Origin of the sequence: Streptomyces sp. M92 (assembly GCF_028473745.1) — a bacterium.
Lineage (GTDB): Bacteria > Actinomycetota > Actinomycetes > Streptomycetales > Streptomycetaceae > Streptomyces.
Map to the genome: position 1 here is coordinate 3,246,104 of NZ_CP101137.1, position 17,752 is coordinate 3,263,855.

The 17,752-nt window shown below is 72.4% G+C and carries 15 protein-coding genes; 5 read left to right on the forward strand and 10 right to left on the reverse strand.

What is annotated here, in order from left to right; translation table 11 throughout:
- Positions 1-116: 116 nt before the first annotated feature.
- From M6G08_RS14940 to mce, 5 genes are all read right to left on the reverse strand, one after another.
- Positions 117-893 (reverse strand): ABC transporter permease, encoded by a 777-nt coding sequence (locus M6G08_RS14940; RefSeq protein WP_272587653.1) that lies wholly within the window; start codon positions 891-893, stop codon positions 117-119.
- Positions 890-1,867 (reverse strand): ABC transporter ATP-binding protein, encoded by a 978-nt coding sequence (locus M6G08_RS14945; RefSeq protein ID WP_272587654.1) that lies wholly within the window; start codon positions 1,865-1,867, stop codon positions 890-892. The genes M6G08_RS14940 and M6G08_RS14945 overlap by 4 nt, the downstream gene beginning before the upstream one ends.
- 96 nt (positions 1,868-1,963) lie before the next feature.
- On the reverse strand, positions 1,964-2,899 hold the full coding sequence (locus M6G08_RS14950) for a coiled-coil domain-containing protein (protein ID WP_073724119.1): 936 nt from the start codon (positions 2,897-2,899) through the stop codon (positions 1,964-1,966).
- Between the two features lie 207 nt (positions 2,900-3,106).
- On the reverse strand, positions 3,107-7,222 hold the full coding sequence (gene scy / locus M6G08_RS14955; protein ID WP_272587655.1) for a polarized growth protein Scy: 4,116 nt from the start codon (positions 7,220-7,222) through the stop codon (positions 3,107-3,109).
- Between the two features lie 234 nt (positions 7,223-7,456).
- Positions 7,457-7,897: a methylmalonyl-CoA epimerase gene (gene mce / locus M6G08_RS14960; protein ID WP_272587656.1), complete on the reverse strand. Its 441-nt coding sequence runs from the start codon at positions 7,895-7,897 to the stop codon at positions 7,457-7,459.
- 149 nt (positions 7,898-8,046) lie between these two features.
- Here mce and M6G08_RS14965 point away from each other — a divergent pair, with 149 nt between their 5' ends.
- The 3 genes from M6G08_RS14965 to M6G08_RS14975 all read left to right on the forward strand — a co-directional run bounded on the left by M6G08_RS14965 (position 8,047) and on the right by M6G08_RS14975 (position 12,152).
- Positions 8,047-9,279 (forward strand): acetyl-CoA C-acetyltransferase, encoded by a 1,233-nt coding sequence (locus tag M6G08_RS14965; RefSeq protein ID WP_272587657.1) that lies wholly within the window; start codon positions 8,047-8,049, stop codon positions 9,277-9,279.
- Positions 9,280-9,334: 55 nt separating this feature from the next.
- The gene (gene meaB, locus M6G08_RS14970) at positions 9,335-10,291 is read left to right on the forward strand and encodes a methylmalonyl Co-A mutase-associated GTPase MeaB (protein ID WP_272587658.1); all 957 of its coding nucleotides are present in this window, start codon (positions 9,335-9,337) and stop codon (positions 10,289-10,291) included.
- A 589-nt stretch (positions 10,292-10,880) separates the two neighbouring features.
- A complete protein-coding gene (locus M6G08_RS14975; protein ID WP_272587659.1) occupies positions 10,881-12,152 on the forward strand; it encodes an MFS transporter in 1,272 nt (423 codons plus the stop codon).
- Here M6G08_RS14975 and M6G08_RS14980 read toward each other — a convergent pair.
- Positions 12,109-12,828, reverse strand: coding sequence for a PepSY domain-containing protein (locus M6G08_RS14980; RefSeq protein WP_272587660.1), 720 nt, complete (start codon positions 12,826-12,828; stop codon positions 12,109-12,111). The genes M6G08_RS14975 and M6G08_RS14980 overlap by 44 nt on opposite strands.
- A gap of 134 nt (positions 12,829-12,962) precedes the next feature.
- Here M6G08_RS14980 and M6G08_RS14985 point away from each other — a divergent pair, with 134 nt between their 5' ends.
- Both M6G08_RS14985 and M6G08_RS14990 read left to right on the forward strand, forming a co-directional pair.
- Complete coding sequence (locus M6G08_RS14985) at positions 12,963-13,628, forward strand: response regulator transcription factor (RefSeq protein WP_073724106.1); 666 nt, start codon at positions 12,963-12,965, stop codon at positions 13,626-13,628.
- Entirely contained in the window at positions 13,628-15,046 is a 1,419-nt protein-coding gene (locus tag M6G08_RS14990) for a sensor histidine kinase (RefSeq protein ID WP_272591345.1), read from the forward strand. The genes M6G08_RS14985 and M6G08_RS14990 overlap by 1 nt, the downstream gene beginning before the upstream one ends.
- Before the next feature lie 31 nt (positions 15,047-15,077).
- On the opposite strand, the gene M6G08_RS14995 is transcribed toward M6G08_RS14990, so the two are convergent.
- From M6G08_RS14995 to M6G08_RS15010, 4 genes are all read right to left on the reverse strand, one after another.
- Positions 15,078-15,554 carry a MarR family winged helix-turn-helix transcriptional regulator gene (locus M6G08_RS14995; RefSeq protein WP_217254511.1) on the reverse strand — a complete coding sequence of 159 codons (477 nt, stop codon included), beginning with the start codon at positions 15,552-15,554 and terminating at the stop codon, positions 15,078-15,080.
- A 101-nt stretch (positions 15,555-15,655) separates the two neighbouring features.
- On the reverse strand, positions 15,656-16,432 hold the full coding sequence (locus tag M6G08_RS15000; RefSeq protein ID WP_272587662.1) for an AIM24 family protein: 777 nt from the start codon (positions 16,430-16,432) through the stop codon (positions 15,656-15,658).
- Positions 16,429-17,079 (reverse strand): AIM24 family protein, encoded by a 651-nt coding sequence (locus tag M6G08_RS15005; RefSeq protein WP_272587663.1) that lies wholly within the window; start codon positions 17,077-17,079, stop codon positions 16,429-16,431. The genes M6G08_RS15000 and M6G08_RS15005 overlap by 4 nt, the downstream gene beginning before the upstream one ends.
- Position 17,080: 1 nt before the next feature.
- A complete protein-coding gene (locus tag M6G08_RS15010; protein WP_272587664.1) occupies positions 17,081-17,713 on the reverse strand; it encodes an AIM24 family protein in 633 nt (210 codons plus the stop codon).
- Positions 17,714-17,752: the final 39 nt, after the last annotated feature.

The window sequence follows — 17,752 nt, forward strand, 5'->3', positions numbered from 1 at the left end:
GGTTCAGGACAGCAGGGCGCACGCCCCCGTAAGGATTAGGAGGATATCGAGGCGCTGACGGTTCCGTTCAAGCCCGGGTAAAATCCGGTCCTTCGCGAAACCGTGCCGGACAGTGACTAGGCGTCCCGTTTCCTCAGCACCACGTACCCGCCGACGAGGGCCGCGATCACCCACAATGCCATGATCCCGAGTCCGCCCCACGGTCCGTAGGGCACGTCGTCGTCGAGCGGCGCCACCACCTGCATGATCTTGCTGCCGGCCTGGTCGGGCAGGAACCGGCCGACCTTCTCCGTGGCCGGGACGTTGCCCAGGATGTTGGAGATCAGGAAGAAGAACGGCATCAGGATGCCCAGGGACAGCATCGGCGAGCGCAGCATCGCGGCGACGCCCATCGAGAACATCGCGATCAGCGTCATGTAGAGCCCGCCGCCGATGACCGCGCGCAGTACGCCCGGATCACCGATCGAGGCCTTGAGGTCGCCGAGCATCGCCTGCCCGAGGAAGAAGGTGGCGAAGCTGGTGATCATGCTGACGACCAGCGCGAGGGCGGTGGCCACCGCGATCTTGCTGAACAGGAAGGTGCCCCGCTTCGGCACGGCGGCCAGCGAGGTGCGGATCATGCCGGTGCTGTACTCGTTCGCCACCACCAGCACGCCGAACACGATCATCGCCAGCTGGCCGAGGCTCGTCCCGGCGAAGCTGATGAAGGTCGGGTCGAAGGTGAGCTGGTCCTCGCGGCCCATGTTGTCGAACTCGCTCTTCGACAGCGCCGAGATCAGCATGCCGAGGGCGATGGTGACGACCACGGCGAGGCCCAGCGTCCACACCGTGGACGCGACCGAACGGATCTTGGTCCACTCGGACCGGACGACCTGTGTCGCCGCCATGCTCATCCCTTCCTCCACTCGCTGCCCCACTGCTGCTGTTGCCGCTGTTGCCCCGGCGGCACCGGACCGGCCGGCCGGCCGTCGTGCGCGTGGTACTCCACCGACTCCGCCGTCAGCTGCATGAACGCCTCCTCCAGCGAGGCCCGCTGCGGGCTCAGCTCATGCAGCACGATCTGGTGCCGCGCCGCCAGCTCGCCGACGGCCTCCGCCTTGTCGCCGTCCACCTCCAGCACGTCGCCGGTCTCGACGACCGTGACGCCCTCGCCGTGCAGCACGTCGAGCAGCCGCTCGCGCTGCGGAGTGCGGACGCGTACGTAGCTGCGCGAGTTCTCCGCGATGAAGTCGGCCATCGAGGTGTCCGCCAGCAGCCTGCCCTGCCCGATGACGACCAGGTGGTCCGCCGTCAGCGCCATCTCGCTCATCAGGTGGGAGGAGACGAAGACCGTACGGCCCTGGGAGGCCAGCGTCTTCATCAGGTTGCGGATCCAGTGGATGCCCTCGGGGTCGAGCCCGTTGACCGGCTCGTCGAACATCAGGATGCGCGGGTCCCCCAGCAGCGCCGCGGCGATGCCCAGCCGCTGGCCCATGCCCAGGGAGAACCCCTTGGTCTTCTTCTTGGCGACCGCCGTCAGCCCGACCGTGTCCAGGACCTCGCGGACCCGCCCGGTGGGGATGCCGTTGCTCTGCGCGAGGCACAGCAGGTGGTTGTAGGCGCTGCGCCCGCCGTGCCAGGCCTTGGCCTCCAAGAGCGCGCCGATGTACGTCAGCGGGTCCTTCAGCTGGTCGTAGTGCTTGCCGTCGATCCGGACGTCCCCGGCCGTCGGCCGGTCCAGGCCCAGCACCATCCGCATGGTGGTCGACTTGCCCGCACCGTTGGGGCCGAGGAAGCCCGTGATGATGCCCGGTCTGACGGTGAAGGAGAGATTGTTGACCGCTACCTTCTCGCCGTACCGCTTGGTCAGCCCCTCGAGCTCGATCATGGCGACCACGCTAGAACGGGACGAAGCCCTCTGCCACCCCGGTGACAGAAGGCTTCGTCCGAATTCCGCGCCCGTTTCGCCGGTGTACGCCCCGCGTCAGCGGGACTGCTGGGCCGGGACCCCGCGGGAGACCGGCTCCTCGTCGGCCGGCGTGCCGGCGGCGGCCACCGCGGCGCCCGTGAGGGTCGCCAGCATCTCGCGCACGTTGGTCAGCTGCGCGTTGATGGAGTCGCGGCGGTTGGTGAGGGCGGCCAGCTCGCGCTCGGATTCCGAACGGATCCGGTCGGCCTTGGCGTTGGCGTCGGCCACGATGTCCTCGGCCTGGCGCTGCGCCGTCTCGACGGTCTGGCGGGCGCGGCGCTCGGCGTCCGTGCGCAGCTTCTCCGCCTCCAGGCGCAGCTGCTCCGCGCGGTGCTCGATCTCCGCGAGCCGCTTCTCGGCCTTGGCCTGACGGGAGGCCAGGTCGCGCTCGGACTGCTCGCGGCGCTTGGCGAGGTTGGTCTCGAAGTCGGCGGCGGCCTGCGCGGCCTTGGCGCGGGTCTCCTCGAAGAGGGCGTCGGCCTCCTCGCGCTTGGACTGCGCGTCCTTCTGCGCCTCGGAACGCAGCTGCGCGGCGTCGCCCTTGGCCTGCTCGACGATCCGGACGCCCTCGTCCTCGGCCTTGGCCTTGCGCTCCGCGGCGTACGACTCCGCGTCGTTGCGCACCTGCTGGGCCGCCGACTCGGCGAGCTCGCGGTGCTGCTCGGCCGCGCGCCGGGCCTCCTCGCGCAGGTCCTTCGCCTCTTCCTCGGCGAGACGCAGGATCTTCTCGACCCGGGCACCGAGACCGGCGTACGACGGCTCGGCGTCGTTCACCTGCGCCTGGGCGTTCTGGGTCTCGAGGTGGAGCTCCTCGATGCGCTTTTCCAGAGCGGTGATGCGGGAGTGAGCGCTGTCACGGTCGGAGACGAGCTTGGCGATGTAGTCGTCCACCTGAGCGCGGTCGTACCCACGCCGCACGTGCTCGAAGCCGTAGGGGGAAGTGTCGCTCATGGGGTTCCTGTCGAAAGAGACCGGGTGAGGTGATAGAGGGAATCCTAGGCGCCGATGCGGTGTGTCATCGAGCGGATGCACGTTTGATACGGAGAATGACACCTCTTTCGGGTGGCTGACACGCGGACGGCTTGCCAAAGTCTTGGTCAAGGGTTTGTCCGGTCGTACCCCAAAGATCTCCAGCAGACACCGAATCCGCCCCGGACGCTAGCCGTCTGACGATTTGCCACCCGAACGTGGGGCACCCACCGTGGCACCGGCCTTGACCCCGTTGTCCTTGCCGCCGCCCGCGGGCGCCTCGAAGGACTCCAGCGCCTCCAGGACGTCCTGCACCCGGGAGATCTCGGCGTTGATGTCCTCGCGGCGCCGCACCAGGATCTCCAGCTCGCGCTTGCCCTCCTCGACCGTCTCCCGCGCCTCGCGGACGGCCTCGGCCTTCAGCTCCTCGGCCTCCCTGACCAGCTTGGCCTTCTTCTGCTCGGCCTCCTTGAGCAGCCCCTCGGCCTTCTTGACGGCGGCGATGCGCACCTTGCCGGCCTCGGAGTTGGCCTCCGACACCAGCTCCTTGGCCTTCGCCTCCGCCTTGGCGAGCTGCTCCTCGGCCGCCTTGACGAGCGCGTCGCAGCGGTCGCCGGCCGACCTCATCGTCTCGGCGGCCTCGCGGCGGGCGCGTTCGTGCAGCTCCTCGATCTCGGAGGTGAGGCGCTCGCGCAGTTCCTCCGCGCGTTCCCTTATGGCGGTCGCGTCCCGACGGGCGCCGACCAGCAGCTCGTCCGCGTCCGTACGGGCCTTCTCCACCCGGGTGTTGCCCTCGACCGTCGCCTCCTGGACGATCCGGTCGGCCTCCGCGCGGGCCGCGCCGACCATCGTGTCGGCCTGCGACTCGGCGTCCGCGGTGGCCTTCTGGGCCTGCTGCTGGGCCTCGGCGAGCAGCTTGTCGGCCTCGGCGGTGGTCTCGGTGATGAGCGTGTCGACCTGCTCCGCAGCCTCCGAACGCCGCTTGTTGGCGTCCTTGCGGGCCTCGTCGAGGGTGCGCTCGGCCTCCTCGCGGGCGGCCGCGGTGACCCGCTCGGCCTCTTCCTCCGCCTGAGCCCGCACCCGCTCCGCCTCGGTGCGGACACGCTCGGCGTGCTGCCGCGCGGAACCGACCGTCTCCGCGGCCTCGGCGCGCAGCCGCTCGGCCTCCCCGGTGGCGTCCGAGAGCAGCTGCTCGGCCTGGGCACCCGCCTCGGTCCTGACCCGGTCCGCCTCGGCGACCGACTCGGTCCGCAGCCGCTCGGCCTCCGCGACCGATTCCGTCCGCAGCCGGTGGGCTTCCTCGGCCGCTTCCGTCTGGACGCGCTCGGCCTCGTTCGCCGCCTCGGTGCGGACGCGCTCCGCCTCGGCGACCGACTCGGTCCGCAGCCGCTCGGCTTCCTCGGCCGCGGCCGCCTGAACCCGCTCGGCCTCGTTCGCCGCCTCGGTGCGGACGCGCTCCGCCTCCGTGGCCGTCTCCGTGCGGAGCCGGTCGGTCTCGGTCACCGTCTCGGTGGTCAGCCGCTCCGCCTCGGAACGCGCCTCGGTGATCAGGGTGTCCGCCTGCGTCGCCGCGTCGGACCGGATGCGGTTGGCGTCCTCGCGGGCGTCCGCCCGGGTACGGGACGCGGACTGCTCGGCCTCGGCGATGGCGTCGGAGGCCTCGGTGCGCACCCGCTGGGCGTGCTCGGCGACGTCCGCGCGGATGCGCTCGGCCTCGGTGATGGCCTCGGACACCGTCCGCTCGGCCAGCGCCTTGGCGGCCTCCGTCTCCTCCTGCGCCTCGTGCCTCAGACGCCCGGCGTCCTCGCTCGCCCGCTCCCGCTCCGCGTAGGCGTCGGCGCGGACCCGGTCCGCCTCCTCCTCGGCCTCGCGCCGGGTGCGCTCCGCCGCGTGCTCGGCAGCGGAGCGCAGCCCGGCGATCTCCTCCTGGGCCTGCTCGTGCAGCCCGGCGACCGACTCCCGTACCTGTGTCGCGTGCTGCTCGGCGGCCGACACCATCTCGGTGGCGCGCCGGTCGGCCTCCTCGACCAGCCGGACCGCCTCGGCCTGCGCCTCGTCCACGCGCGTGCGCGCCGAGGCCAGCAGCTCCTCGCTCTGCTCGCGGGCCCGCTCGCGCTCCTGGTCGGCCTCCTGCCGGGCGTCGCCGAGCAGCTCCTCGGCCTCGCGGCGGCGCCTGGCCGCCTCCTCCTGGGCGGCGGCCAGCGTCTCGGACGCCTCGGCGGCGATCCGCTCGGCGGCGCTCTGCGCCTCCGCCCGGACCCGGTCGGCGCTCTCCTGCGCCTCCGACTTCAGCCGCTCGGCCTCGCTGGAGGCCTCCGACCGCAGGCGTACGGCGACGGCCTCGCCCTCCGCGCGGGAGGCGGAGGCGTCCGCGGCGGCCTCGGTGCGCAGCCGCTCGGCCTCCGTCTCGGCCTGCTGCTGGAGCGTACGGATGCGCTCCGCGGCCTCGCTGCGCAGCCGCTCGCTCTCCTCCGCGGCCTCGCGCCGGATCCGCTCGGCCTCGTCGCGGGCCTCGGTCAGCGCCTGCTCGGCGGCCGTGCGCCGCTCCTCGGCCTCCGTCTGGAGCCGCGTCAGCTCCTCGGCGGCCTCCTCGCGGCGGGCCTCGACGGCGCGCTCGGTCTCCTCGCGCAGCTCGCCGGCGGCCCGCTCGGCCTCCGCCTTGAGCTCCTCGGCCCGCTCCTCGGCCTCCGCGCGGTGCCGCTCGGCCTCCGCGCGGGTGCGCTCCAGGGTCTCCTCGGCCTGCCGGCGCAGGGTCGTCGCCCGCTCGATGGCCTCGGCACGGACCTTCTCGCCGTCCGCCGTCGCGGTCTGCCGCAGCTCGTCGGCGTCCGCCTTGGCCTTGGCGAGCAGCTCCTCGGCGGTCTTCGCCGCCTCCTCGATCTGCGCCACGGCCTCCTTGCGGGCCTCGGCGCGGATCTTCTCGCCCTCTTCGACCGCGTCGGCGCGCAGCTGCTCGGCCTCGCCGCGCAGCCGGCGCGCCTCCTCCTGGAGCTCGACCGTCTTGGCGCGGTACTCCTTGGTGTCGTCCTTCGCCGCGCCCTTGAGCTGCGCGGCGATGTCGTGCGCCTCGCCGCGCAGCCGGTCCGCCTCGGCCTCGGCCTCGGAGCGGATCCGCTCGGCCTCCTCGGCGGCGGCCTTCGTGGTGCGCTTGGCGTCCTCCGAGGCCTTGTTCAGCACGTCCTCGGCGGTCTTGGCCGCCTTGGACAGCTGGGTCGCAGACTCCTCGGCGGTGATCGTGCGGGCCTTCTCGGCGGCCTCGGCGACGATCTTCTCAGCCTCGGCGCGGGCGTCCGCGACCAGCTGCTCGGCCTCGGCCTTCGTCGTCTCGGCGTCCTTGGTGGCCTCGCCGACCAGCCGGGCGACCTGCTCCTTGGCGGTGCGGGTGCGCTGCTCGTTGGTCTGCTCGGCGCTCGCCAGGGCCTTGGCGGCACTCTCCTCGGCCTCGGCGACCAGCTTCTCGGCCTCGGTCTGCGCCTTGCGCAGCGCCTCCTCGGCCTCGGTCATCCGCTGCTCGGCGGTCCGGCTCAGCTCCTGCGCCCGGCGCCGCGCGTCCTCCGACTCGGTCGCCGTGGAGCTGCGCAGCTGCTCGGCGTGGTCGGTGGCCTCCTGGGCCTGCGTGGAGGCGGCGTTCAGCAGCCGCTCGGCGTCCGCGCGGGCCCGGCGCAGGATCTGCTCGGCCTCCGCGCGGGCGCTCTCGGCGTCGCTGCGCAGCCGCTGCCGGGCCTCGGTGGTCAGCCGCTCGGCCTCCGCGCGGGCCGCGGCCAGGGCCTGCTCGGCCTCCGCGCGGGACTCGTCGAGCAGCCGGCGGGCCTGCTGCTCGGTGCGGGCGCGCAGCTGCTCCGCCCACGCCACGTTCTCGTTGACGTGGGACTCGACGGTCTGCCGGCGCTCGGCCAGCTCCTGGTCGAGCTGCTGGCGCCGGGTCACCGCCTCCTGGTGCAGCTCCGACTGGAGCCGGGCGGAATGCTCGGCGTGCTCCTGGAGGATGCGCTGCGTCTGCGCCCGGGCCTCGCTCAGCTCCCGCTCGGCGTCCGCGCGCAGCTGGTCGGCCTGCGTCTGCGCGTTGCGCAGCAACTGCTCGGCCTGGTACCCGATGTCGCCGCCGTCGAAGGCGGGCCGGGACATGATGGTGCGCCGCGCCTCGTGCAGCTTGGCGCGCAGCACCTCGACCTGGTAGCCGAGGTCCTCGGCGTGCTGGATCGCCTTTTCCCGCTCGGTCTTCAGCCGCTTCATCTCGGCCTCGAACCGAGAGAGGTGGTCGACGTCAGCCGCCGGCTCTCGCTCCTGGCTCTCGTAGCCCCGCACTGCGCGGTCCCATCCGTCCCCTGGTCGCAAAAACTTCCGAACGAGCTCCGTCCGTCCGCAGGACGGGGCCCCCGGGGAATGGTGTCAGATCAACGGCGGAGCACGTGTTCCTGCCCCGGCGTTCGCCCCCCGAAACACGGACCCCGGCGGTCCCGCCACCACAGACGGCAGGACCGGGTCACCCCGGACTGAGCGGCGACCGCACCCAACCCTACCGGCCCATATGTACGAGGGTCAGTGCTCAGGTGACTCAACGGCCGCCGAAGTGACGAGTTCTGTCAGTACGCCATGGCAGTCCTTGGGGTGCAGGAAGGTGATCCGCGACCCCATCGAACCGCGCCGGGGCTCGTCGTACAGAACGCGTACGCCCTTGTCCCGGATGCCGGCCGCGTCGGCGTCCACGTCCGCCGTACCGAAGGCGATGTGGTGGACGCCCTCGCCGTTCTTGGCGAGCCACTTGCCGACCGCCGAGTCCTCGCGGGTCGGCTCCAGGAGCTGGAGGTAGGAGGCGCCGCCGTCCGACGTATCGTTGATCTTGAGCATGGCCTCGCGGACACCCTGCTCCTCGTTGACCTCGGTGTGGAACACCTCGAAGCCGTAGGTGGCACGGTAGAACTCGACGGTCGTGTCGAGGTCGCGGCAGGCGATTCCGATGTGGTCGATTCGCGTCAGCATGGATTCAGTGCAGCGCTCCGGAGGTGGTTACGCAACGTGCGCGCGATCACACCGACCGCCGGGTGACGGGCGGCATACCGCTCAGTACATTCGAGTAAACCCTCGTTCACTCCTCGGCCTGTGCGGGCCGGAAAAGGGGATCGCAGCTCATGTCTTCTGGAACCGCTGAAACCTCTGGAACCTCTGGAAAGAACGGCACGACCTCCGTCATCGTCGCGGGCGCCCGCACCCCGATGGGGCGGCTGCTCGGCTCGCTGAAGTCCTTCTCCGGCGCCGACCTCGGCGGCTTCGCCATCAAGGCCGCCCTCGACCGCGCCGGGATCGGCGGCGACCAGGTCCAGTACGTGATCATGGGGCAGGTGCTCCAGGCCGGCGCCGGGCAGATCCCGGCCCGCCAGGCCGCCGTCAAGGCCGGCATCCCCATGAACGTGCCGGCGCTCACGGTCAACAAGGTCTGCCTGTCGGGCCTGGACGCGATCGCGCTCGCCGACCAGCTCATTCGCGCCGGTGAATTCGACGTGGTCGTCGCCGGCGGCCAGGAGTCCATGACCAACGCCCCGCACCTGCTGCCGAAGTCCCGCGAGGGCTACAAGTACGGCGCGGTCCAGATGCTCGACGCCATGGCGCACGACGGTCTGACCGACTCCTTCGAGGACATCGCCATGGGCGAGTCGACGGAGAAGCACAACACCCGACTGGGCATCGAGCGCCCCGCCCAGGACGAGATCGCCGCGCTCTCCCACCAGCGCGCCGCCGCCGCCCAGAAGAACGGGCTCTTCGAGGCCGAGATCACCCCGGTGGAGATCCCGCAGCGCAAGGGCGACCCGGTGCTGTTCAGCAAGGACGAGGGCATCCGCGGTGACACCACCGCCGAGTCGCTGGGCAAGCTGCGCCCCGCCTTCGCCAAGGACGGCACGATCACCGCGGGCTCGTCCTCGCAGATCTCCGACGGCGCCGCGGCCGTGGTCGTCATGAGCAAGGCCAAGGCGCTGGAGCTCGGCCTGGAGTGGATCGCGGAGATCGGTGCCCACGGCAACGTGGCCGGCCCGGACAACTCTTTGCAGTCGCAGCCGTCGAACGCGATCCAGCACGCCCTGAAGAAGGAGGGGCTCGACGTCGCGGACCTGGACCTGATCGAGATCAACGAGGCCTTCGCGGCCGTCGCCGTGCAGTCAATGAAGGACCTCGGCGTTTCCATCGAAAAGGTGAACGTCAACGGCGGCGCCATCGCGCTGGGCCACCCCATCGGCATGTCCGGCGCCCGCCTCGTGCTGCACCTGGCGCTGGAGCTGAAGCGGCGCGGCGGCGGGGTCGGCGCGGCGGCGCTGTGCGGCGGCGGCGGTCAGGGCGACGCGCTGATCGTGCGGGTGCCCAAGGCCTGACTTCGGGTCACCGGGTAGGGACCCGGGTGACGACTTCTCACTGAACGGAGCTGTGATGCAGGACGTCTCCTCGCTGGTGGCCCAGGCCAGGGAAGGCCGGCCGCGGGCCGTGGCCCGGCTGATCTCGCTGGTGGAGGGGGCGTCTCCGCAGCTCAGGGAGGTCATGGAGGCGCTGGCGCCGCTCACGGGCAACGCGTACGTCGTCGGCCTGACCGGTTCCCCCGGCGTCGGCAAGTCGACCTCCACCTCGGCGCTGGTGACGGCGTACCGCAAGCAGGGCAGGCGGGTCGGCGTCCTGGCCGTCGACCCGTCCTCCCCCTTCTCCGGCGGTGCCCTGCTCGGCGACCGCGTCCGGATGTCGGAGCACGCCTCCGACCCGGGCGTCTACATCCGCTCGATGGCGACCCGCGGTCACCTCGGCGGCCTCGCCTGGGCGGCACCGCAGGCGATCCGCGTCCTCGACGCGGCGGGCTGCGACGTGATCCTGGTCGAGACGGTCGGCGTCGGTCAGTCGGAGGTCGAGATCGCCTCCCAGGCCGACACCTCCGTCGTCCTGCTCGCCCCGGGCATGGGCGACGGCATCCAGGCCGCGAAGGCCGGCATCCTGGAGATCGGCGACGTCTACGTCGTCAACAAGGCCGACCGCGACGGCGCCGACGCGACCGCCCGCGAGCTGAACCACATGCTGGGCCTCGGCGAGTCCCGCGGTCCCGGCGACTGGCGCCCGCCCATCGTCAAGACGGTCGCCGCGCGCGGCGAGGGCGTCGACGAGGTCGTCGAGGCGCTGGAGAAGCACCGCGCCTGGATGGAGGAACGGGACGTCCTGGCCGAACGCCGCCGCGCCCGCGCCGCCCGCGAGGTCGAGACCATCGCCGTCACCACCCTGCGCGAACGTATCGGCGACCTCCACGGCGACCGCCGCCTCGGCGCCCTCGCGGAACGCATCGTCGCGGGCGAACTGGACCCGTACCGCGCGGCGGACGAACTGGTGGCGGGCCTGACCAACGGCTGACACGCGCCGAGTGCCGGCCGCGGCGACGACCGCGGCGCAGGCCCCCTGGGCTGGCTCCGGGTACTGGACTCGCGGCGCAGGACGCCGGTCATGCGATGTCCCTTGCGGGGCGCGTGGTGCTCCGTGGGCAGCTGGTGCCCTGTCGGGCACGCGTCCGCGGGCGAGCCCGGTGTCTCAAGACTTCGGGCCGCCGGCGCCGGATGCCGGAGTCGCGGCGCAGGACGCCGGTCGCGCGAATCCGCCTTGCGGGGTGCGTGGTGCTCCGCGGGGCAGCATCCGGCGTCCTGCCGGGCACGCCGTCCGGAGCCGAGCCGGGCAACGGGGCGGGCGCACCCCACCGAGCCGGTCCGTGCCGGTCGGCCGGAGCGGGCACCGTGGGCCTGCCCACGCCAGGTGTTGGGCCGGTCCCGCGCACGAGTGGCCGCCGGTTGCCGGTGCCGTAATGGGCGTGCGGCTTGCGGGCCGCGCTGCTACGTTGACGCGCGTGTTCCTCCTCTTGGCCTAGGGCCCGCCCCGCACGCGACCGCCGCATCCGGCCGTCGCGCGCCTCGGCGTCCCCTCGTTGCCTCCCTCTTGAGGAACCCTTCGCGTGTCCACGCCCACTCCGCGGCCCTCGTACGCCGCCGTCCTCCGTGTCCCCCATGCCCGCCGCACCTTCGCGGCCGCCCTCGTCGGCCGGCTGTCGTACGGCACGGTCTCCCTCGCCCTGATGCTCTCCCTGACCCGGTCCACCGGGTCGTACGCCGTGGCCGGCACGGTCCTGGCCGTCTTCGGCGGCACCGGCGTCCTCCTCTCCCCCTACCGCGCCGCACTCGTCGACCGGCACGGCCTGCGCCGGGCCGTGACACCCATGGCCCTGCTCTACGGCGGCCTGCTCTGCGCTCTGGCGGAACTGTGCCGGCACCCCGGTGTGCCCGGGGCGGTGCTCGCCGGGGCCGCCGCGCTCGCCGGGGCCTGCACGCCGCCGCTCGGCTCCACGATGCGCGCGGTGTGGGCCGAACTGCTCCCGGACCGGCACCTGCTCCAGCGGGCCTACAGCCTGGACGGCGTCGCCGAAGAACTGCTCTTCGTCTCCGGCCCGCTCCTGGTCGGCGCCGTCGTGGCCGTCGCCCCGCCGGCCGCAGGTCTCGTGCTCAGCGCGTTCCTGGTGGTCGTGGGCACGCTCGCCTTCGTCACCTCACCGGCGGCGGCCCTGCTGCGTCCGGCGGAGCGGGAGAAGGGCGACGCCCCCGCGCCCGGGAGGGGCGGCACGGGACAGGGGCGGGCCCTGCTGCAACCCGTCGTCGTCGCGGCGTGCGTCGGTGTCTCGGTGAGCGCCGTCGACCTCCTCGTCGTCGCCTACGCGGGGGAGCGCGGCCTCGGGGACGGCGCCGTCGCCTGGGTGCTCGCGGCGCTGTCGGTGGGCAGCGCGCTCGGCGGTCTCGTCAACGGCGCCGTCGCCTGGAGTTCGCCCACCCGCGCCCGGCTCCCGTTCTTCGCGGCCGGTCTCGGCGTCTGCCTGGCCGCCGCGGGCCTCGCACCCGGCCTGGGCACCCTGGTCCTGGCCGTCACGTGTGCGGGCCTGTTCGTGGCGCCGGCGCTGACCACGTCCTACCTCGTCGCCGACGAGAGCGCGGCCCCCGGCTTCCGGGTCCGGGCCGGGACCTGGTGCAACACCGCCGTGAACGCCGGGATGTCGGCCGGTGCCGCCGCCGTGGGGCTGCTGGTGGAGCGCCTTCCGCTGCCGGTGTGCTTCGCGGTGTCCGGCGCGGTCGCCGCGGTGGCGGCGCTGGTGCCGGGGCGCCGCCGCCGAGGGGCCGCCGGGCGGCCGGGCCCGGTCAGTCGTCGTCGGAGTCCGAGTGGTGCGAGCGGTCGGCCGTGACCTTGCCGGTGCTGAGGTCGACGCGCCAGTCCTGCTCGCCCTTGCCCGAGGACGTGGACTCGACCTCCCAGGCGGCCTCGCCGTCCCCGTAGTAGCCGTCCTCGTCCAGCTCCACGGAGGTCACGGTCCCACGGCCGGCGGCGGCCTTCGCGGCCTCGGCGGCGTCCACGGAGGCGCCCTTCAGCGCGGCCCGCACCTCGTCGGTGTCGTCCTCGTCGTCCGTCTCGGAGCCGAGCACCTTGCCGGAGCCCGGGTCGATCCGGACGCTGTGCCAGGTGCCGTCGCCCGCGAGGACGTCGACCTCCCAGACCGCACGCTCGCGGTCGCCGTCGTCATCGTCGCCGTCCTCGTCGTCCAGCTCGGCGGAGACGGCGGTGCCCGGGGCCTCCTTCAGGGCGGCGGCGACGGCCTCGGCCGCCTTCACCTTCGCGGAGGACGCGCGGGCGGCGTCGTCGCGGTCGTCGTCCCGGTCGCCGTCGTGGTCACGGTCACGGGAATCGTCGCCGTCGTCCGCGCCGTCGTCCGCGGCGCCCTTCGCGGCGTCGTCCCGGTCCCGGACGTCCGACTGGCGCGTCGTACCCGGGTCGTCGTCCCCCGCGGTCGCCAGCGCCGTCGCCGTACCGCCCCCGATCAGTGCGGCGGCGGTGACGGCGGCGATCACGATGTTGCGCTTCATACGGAATCCTCCGAGTCGTACACGTTCGTTCGATGTCGCTGTGCTTTCGACCCCCTCACTGTCGGGGACGGACGCTGAGGCGGAGCTGAAGCCACCTGAAGGCTTCTTCAGCTACGTTTTGCGACTCTTTACGCATGCGCCTGTTGATCGTGGAGGACGAGAAGCGGCTGGCCCTGTCGCTCGCCAGGGGGCTCACCGCCGAGGGCTACGCCGTGGACGTCGTCCACGACGGCCGGGAGGGCCTGCACCGGGCCGGTGAGGGCGTGTACGACCTGGTCATCCTCGACATCATGCTGCCCGGCCTCAACGGCTACCGGGTCTGCGCCGCCCTGCGCGCCGCCGGCCACGACGTGCCGATCCTGATGCTCACCGCCAAGGACGGCGAGTACGACGAGGCCGAGGGACTGGACACGGGCGCCGACGACTACCTCACCAAGCCCTTCTCGTACGTCGTCCTGGTCGCCCGCGTGAAGGCCCTGCTGCGGCGCCGGACTCAGGGAGCCGGCGCCTCGCCCGTGCACGTCCACGGCGACCTGAAGGTCGACACCGCCGCCCGCCGGGTCTTCCTGGGCGAGCGCGAAGTGACCCTCACGGCGAAGGAGTTCGCCGTCCTGGAGCAGCTCGTGGTGCGGGCCGGGCAGGTGGTGTCCAAGGCCGAGATCCTGGAGCACGTCTGGGACTTCGCCTACGACGGCGACCCCAACATCGTCGAGGTCTACGTCAGCGCCCTCAGGCGCAAGCTGCGCGCGGCCCTCATCCGGACCGTGCGCGGCGCCGGCTACCGGCTGGAGGCCGAATGATGAGCCGCCTCCTCGGGTCGGTCCGGGCCCGCGCCACGCTCGGCGCCACCCTCGTGGTCGCCGTCGCCCTGGTCGCGGCCGGTACCGCCGTCCTGCTGTCCCTGCGCTCCAACCTGCTCGGTGAGGCGGGCACCCAGGCGGAGCGCTCCGCGCGCGAGGTCGCCACCGAACTGGCCGTCGGGACGCCGTACGGCGAGCTGTCCCTGGACGTCGACGACCGCCCGTTGCAGATCGTCGACGAGGACGGCAGGCTCGTCGCCGCCAGCGAGGACCTGGAACGGATCAGCGGCACCGGCGTCGACGCGGTGAAGCCGCGGCCGGCCCCCACCGGCGACGACGCCGACGACGGCGGCTCGGACGATGACGACGACTCCGCCGAGGCGCTCGAAGCCGGTGAGATCGGCGAGCGGACCACCGTCAGCGACGGCTCGGCGACGATCGACGGCGACACGGAGGACTACCGTTTCGCCGCCGTGCCCGTCGAGACCGACGAGCAGGGAAGGCTCACCGTCTGGGCCGGCGCCCCGCTCTCCGCCGAGCACGGCGCCGTGAACACCGCGCTGACCGTCATGCTGATCGGCTTCCCGCTGCTGCTCGTGGTCGTCGGATGGGTGACCTGGCTGGTCACCCGGCGCGCGCTGCGGCCCGTGGAGGGCATCCGCCGGGAGATGGCCGCGATCACCGCCAGCGAGGACCTGGCGCGCCGCGTCCCGGTGCCGGGCACGCACGACGAGGTGGCCAGGCTCGCCTCGACGACCAACGAGACGCTGGCCGCCCTGGAGTCCTCGGTGGAGCGGCAGCGGCGGTTCGTCGCCGACGCCTCGCACGAGCTCCGCAGCCCGATCGCCTCGCTGCGCACCCAGCTGGAGGTGGCCGCCGCCCACCCGGAGCTGCTGGACCTGGACGGCGCCGTGGAGGACACCGTACGGCTGCAGCGGCTCGCCGCCGACCTTTTGCTCCTGGCCAGGCTGGACGCGGGGGAGCGGCCCGCCGACGCGCGCGTCGACCTCGCCGGGCTGGCGCGGGAGGCGGCGGGGGGCCGGGCCGGGGTGCGGGTGCGGGCCGAGGACGACGTGACGGTCGCCGGGTCGCGCGGACAGCTGGGCCGGGTGCTGGCCAACCTGCTCGACAACGCCCAGCGGCACGCCCGCTCGGCCGTGGAGGTGTCCGTGCGGCGGGACGGGGAGGCGGCCGTGGTCTCCGTGGCCGACGACGGGGAAGGCGTACCGGCGGCCGACCGGGAGCGGGTCTTCGAGCGGTTCGTACGGCTCGACGCCGCCCGCAGCCGCGACGACGGCGGGGCCGGGCTGGGGCTGGCCATCGCCCGCGACGTCGCCGTCCGGCACGGCGGCACGCTCACGGTCCACGACGCGCCGGCAGGCGGTGCCCTGTTCGAGCTCCGCCTGCCGGGTGCCTAGACCGTTGCCATGGCTATGGACAGTGCTGTGATCAAGGGCGACCGCGCTGCCCGCGCAGGTGCTCCGCGATCGGCTTGAGGGCCTTGTCCAGCTCCGTCAGGGCCTCGGGGGCCAGCAGGTCGATGAAGTGCCGGCGGACGGACGCCACGTGGTGCGGGGCGACCTTCCGCATCGTCTCCAGGCCGTGCTCGGTGAGGACGGCGTAGAGCCCGCGGCGGTCGGACTCGCAGTTCTCCCGCCGGACCAGGTCCGCGTTCTCCATGCGGGTGATCTGGTGGGAGAGGCGGCTCTTCGACTGCATCGTGGCGGTGGCCAGATCGCTCATCCGCATGCGGTCGCCCTCCGACTCGGAGAGGTTCACCAGGATCTCGTAGTCGTTCATCGTCAGGCCGAACGGCTGCAGGTCCTTCTCGAGCTGGTGCGTCAACAGCCTGTTGACCTCCAGGTGGGTGCGCCAAGCACACTGCTCCGTATCGGTCAGCCAGCGGGTGGCCGTCTCGGTCTCCATGTATGAAGTCTACCTAAAATGTTGAAAGGCGAACTAGTGAGGGGTGATCCGTGACGGTGACGGTGCGCACGCGTTCGACGTCACACTCCGCAGATTACCGCTCACAGCCCGAAGCGGCGCTGGAGGTCCCCCAGCTGTCCGGGAAGCCCCGGTACCCCGGGCCGGCCTCCCTGACCCCCGGAAGCACCCCCTCCGGGCACCCCCGCCTGCTGCGGAGCGACCCCCGTGGCCTGCTCCGGCATCAGCGTCTCGCTCGACTGCAGCAGCACCGTCCCCGCGCCGGCGAACTCGAACTGGTGCTCCTCCCCGGAGGCCCCGCCGAGCCCCGTCATCGCACGTAGACCGCCCAGCAGGCCGGTCATGTACCCGTGGTCGTAGTGGTGGCACGGAGACGGGCAGTCCGCCCAGCCGACCAGGGCCTGCGGGTCGACCCGGATCGGCGGCTCCATGAACACCACCGGACCGTTCGACGCGGCCACGAACTTTCCGGTTCCGATCAGGGTCAGAAAACCCGGCACGATCGACTGTTTGAGAGCAAGACTTGGCTGAAAAGCGAGCAGGTTGCCCGAGCGAATGGTCAGGTTGCCGTCCTCGAGGTCGTACGAATTCACATCGAACGCCCGGTCGGCGAGGAGCATCTTGCCCGAGCCCTCGGCGACGACCCAGTCGCTCGCGTGCAGAGGCGAATGGAACGACGTACGCATCAGACGGTCCAGCCGCCCGTGCCCGACCCCGTTGAACTCGATCGCCCCGTAGTAGGCGATCATCTTCCCCTTCTGCAGGAACCACTGGCTCCCCTTGAGCTCCACGCAGAAGGTGTACGGATTGACGTTGTCGTCCGCCGGCAGGGTCGCCGGGTCGTGGTGCACCGCGCTCACAGCTTCTCCTCCGAGGCCTGGACGAACACCGTGCCACTGCCGCTCAGCTCCAGCTGGAACGCCTCGCCGGAGCCGCGCCCCACCATGTCCCGCCAGCCCAGCGCCGTGGACAGCTTGTTGCGCACGTCGCCGTGGTGGGCGACGTAGGCCTGCGGGTCCACGCGCACCGGACGCTGCGGGGTGATCGGCACCTCGAAGACACCGCCGTGCGCCATCACCGCCACCGAGCCGTGACCCCGCAGCGTCGTCGTGAAGAGCCCCTGCCCGCTCACCTGGCCCCGCACCATGCCCATCACCCCGCCCTCCGAGCCCAGGAACACGGTGTTCTGCTCCAGCGTGCCCTCGAAGGCGAGCAACCGGTCCGCCTCCACGTACAGCGTGTCGCCGGAGAGTTCGATCACCTGCACGTGATGGCCGCCGTGCCCGAAGAGCACCGTGCCGCTGCCCTCGACGGTCATCAGCGGCGTGTCCTCGTTCGCCACCCGGCGCCCGATCATCGACACCACACCGCCCCGCCCGCCGCTCATGTTCGGGGTGAAGGACACGTCCCCCTGGTAGGCGAGCATCGCCCCGCGCTGACTGAACAGCCGCTGCCCGGGCGCCACCGCCGCCTGCACCATCTTCGTGTTGATCTCCCGGAAGGCCATCTCACACATCCCCCGCGATCGTGTTCCGCTCGCTCGGCTGCACGTACACCAGCCCGTCGCCCTCGAACCGGATCTGGAAGGCCTCCCCGCCGCCCTCACCGAACAGCGTGCGGAAGGTCACACCCGACTGGAAGGACTGCCGCAGGTTCCCCTGGTGCGCGACGTACGCCCCGGGGTCGACGGTCAGCGGGTACTGCGCGCTGACCCGCAGCACCACCGCCGGCCCGTCCGACATGATCGCCACCTGCCCGTGCCCCTCCACGGTCGTGGTGAACAGCCCGTTGCCCTGCGAGGCGCCGCGCGTCCCCGTGAAGCTGGTGCCGGTCCGCAGCCCGGCGTCGGCCGCCAGGAAGTTGCTCGACTCGACGTACAGCTTGTCGCCCTGGAGGCCGACGAGGTTGATCTCCGAGGCCCGGTCCGCGAACCAGCAGGTACCGTGCCCCTTCACCTCCATCACCGTCATCTGCTCGCCGGTGATCCGCCGGGTCACCATGCCCCGGAGGCCCTCACCGCCGCCGCTCAGCTTCTTGAAGGCCATCTCCCCGTCGTACGCGACCATCGAGCCGTTCTTCGCCTTCACGGCGTCCCCGGTCATGTCGACGGCGAGTACCTTGCTTCCCTGAAGTCGGAACATCGCCACAAATGCGAAGGTAGCCCGCCGGGCCGCCCCGCC

Coding starts and splice junctions, on each gene's coding strand:
- M6G08_RS14965 (WP_272587657.1), top strand. CDS start 8,047: ATGTCTTCTGGAACCGCTGAAACCTCTGGAACCTCTGGAAAGAACGGC.
- M6G08_RS14950 (WP_073724119.1), bottom strand. CDS start 2,899: ATGAGCGACACTTCCCCCTACGGCTTCGAGCACGTGCGGCGTGGGTAC.
- M6G08_RS15010 (WP_272587664.1), bottom strand. CDS start 17,713: ATGTTCCGACTTCAGGGAAGCAAGGTACTCGCCGTCGACATGACCGGG.
- M6G08_RS15005 (WP_272587663.1), bottom strand. CDS start 17,079: ATGGCCTTCCGGGAGATCAACACGAAGATGGTGCAGGCGGCGGTGGCG.
- mce (WP_272587656.1), bottom strand. CDS start 7,897: ATGCTGACGCGAATCGACCACATCGGAATCGCCTGCCGCGACCTCGAC.
- M6G08_RS14980 (WP_272587660.1), bottom strand. CDS start 12,828: ATGAAGCGCAACATCGTGATCGCCGCCGTCACCGCCGCCGCACTGATC.
- M6G08_RS14990 (WP_272591345.1), top strand. CDS start 13,628: ATGAGCCGCCTCCTCGGGTCGGTCCGGGCCCGCGCCACGCTCGGCGCC.
- M6G08_RS14940 (WP_272587653.1), bottom strand. CDS start 893: ATGAGCATGGCGGCGACACAGGTCGTCCGGTCCGAGTGGACCAAGATC.
- M6G08_RS14945 (WP_272587654.1), bottom strand. CDS start 1,867: ATGATCGAGCTCGAGGGGCTGACCAAGCGGTACGGCGAGAAGGTAGCG.
- M6G08_RS14995 (WP_217254511.1), bottom strand. CDS start 15,554: ATGGAGACCGAGACGGCCACCCGCTGGCTGACCGATACGGAGCAGTGT.
- meaB (WP_272587658.1), top strand. CDS start 9,335: ATGCAGGACGTCTCCTCGCTGGTGGCCCAGGCCAGGGAAGGCCGGCCG.
- M6G08_RS14985 (WP_073724106.1), top strand. CDS start 12,963: ATGCGCCTGTTGATCGTGGAGGACGAGAAGCGGCTGGCCCTGTCGCTC.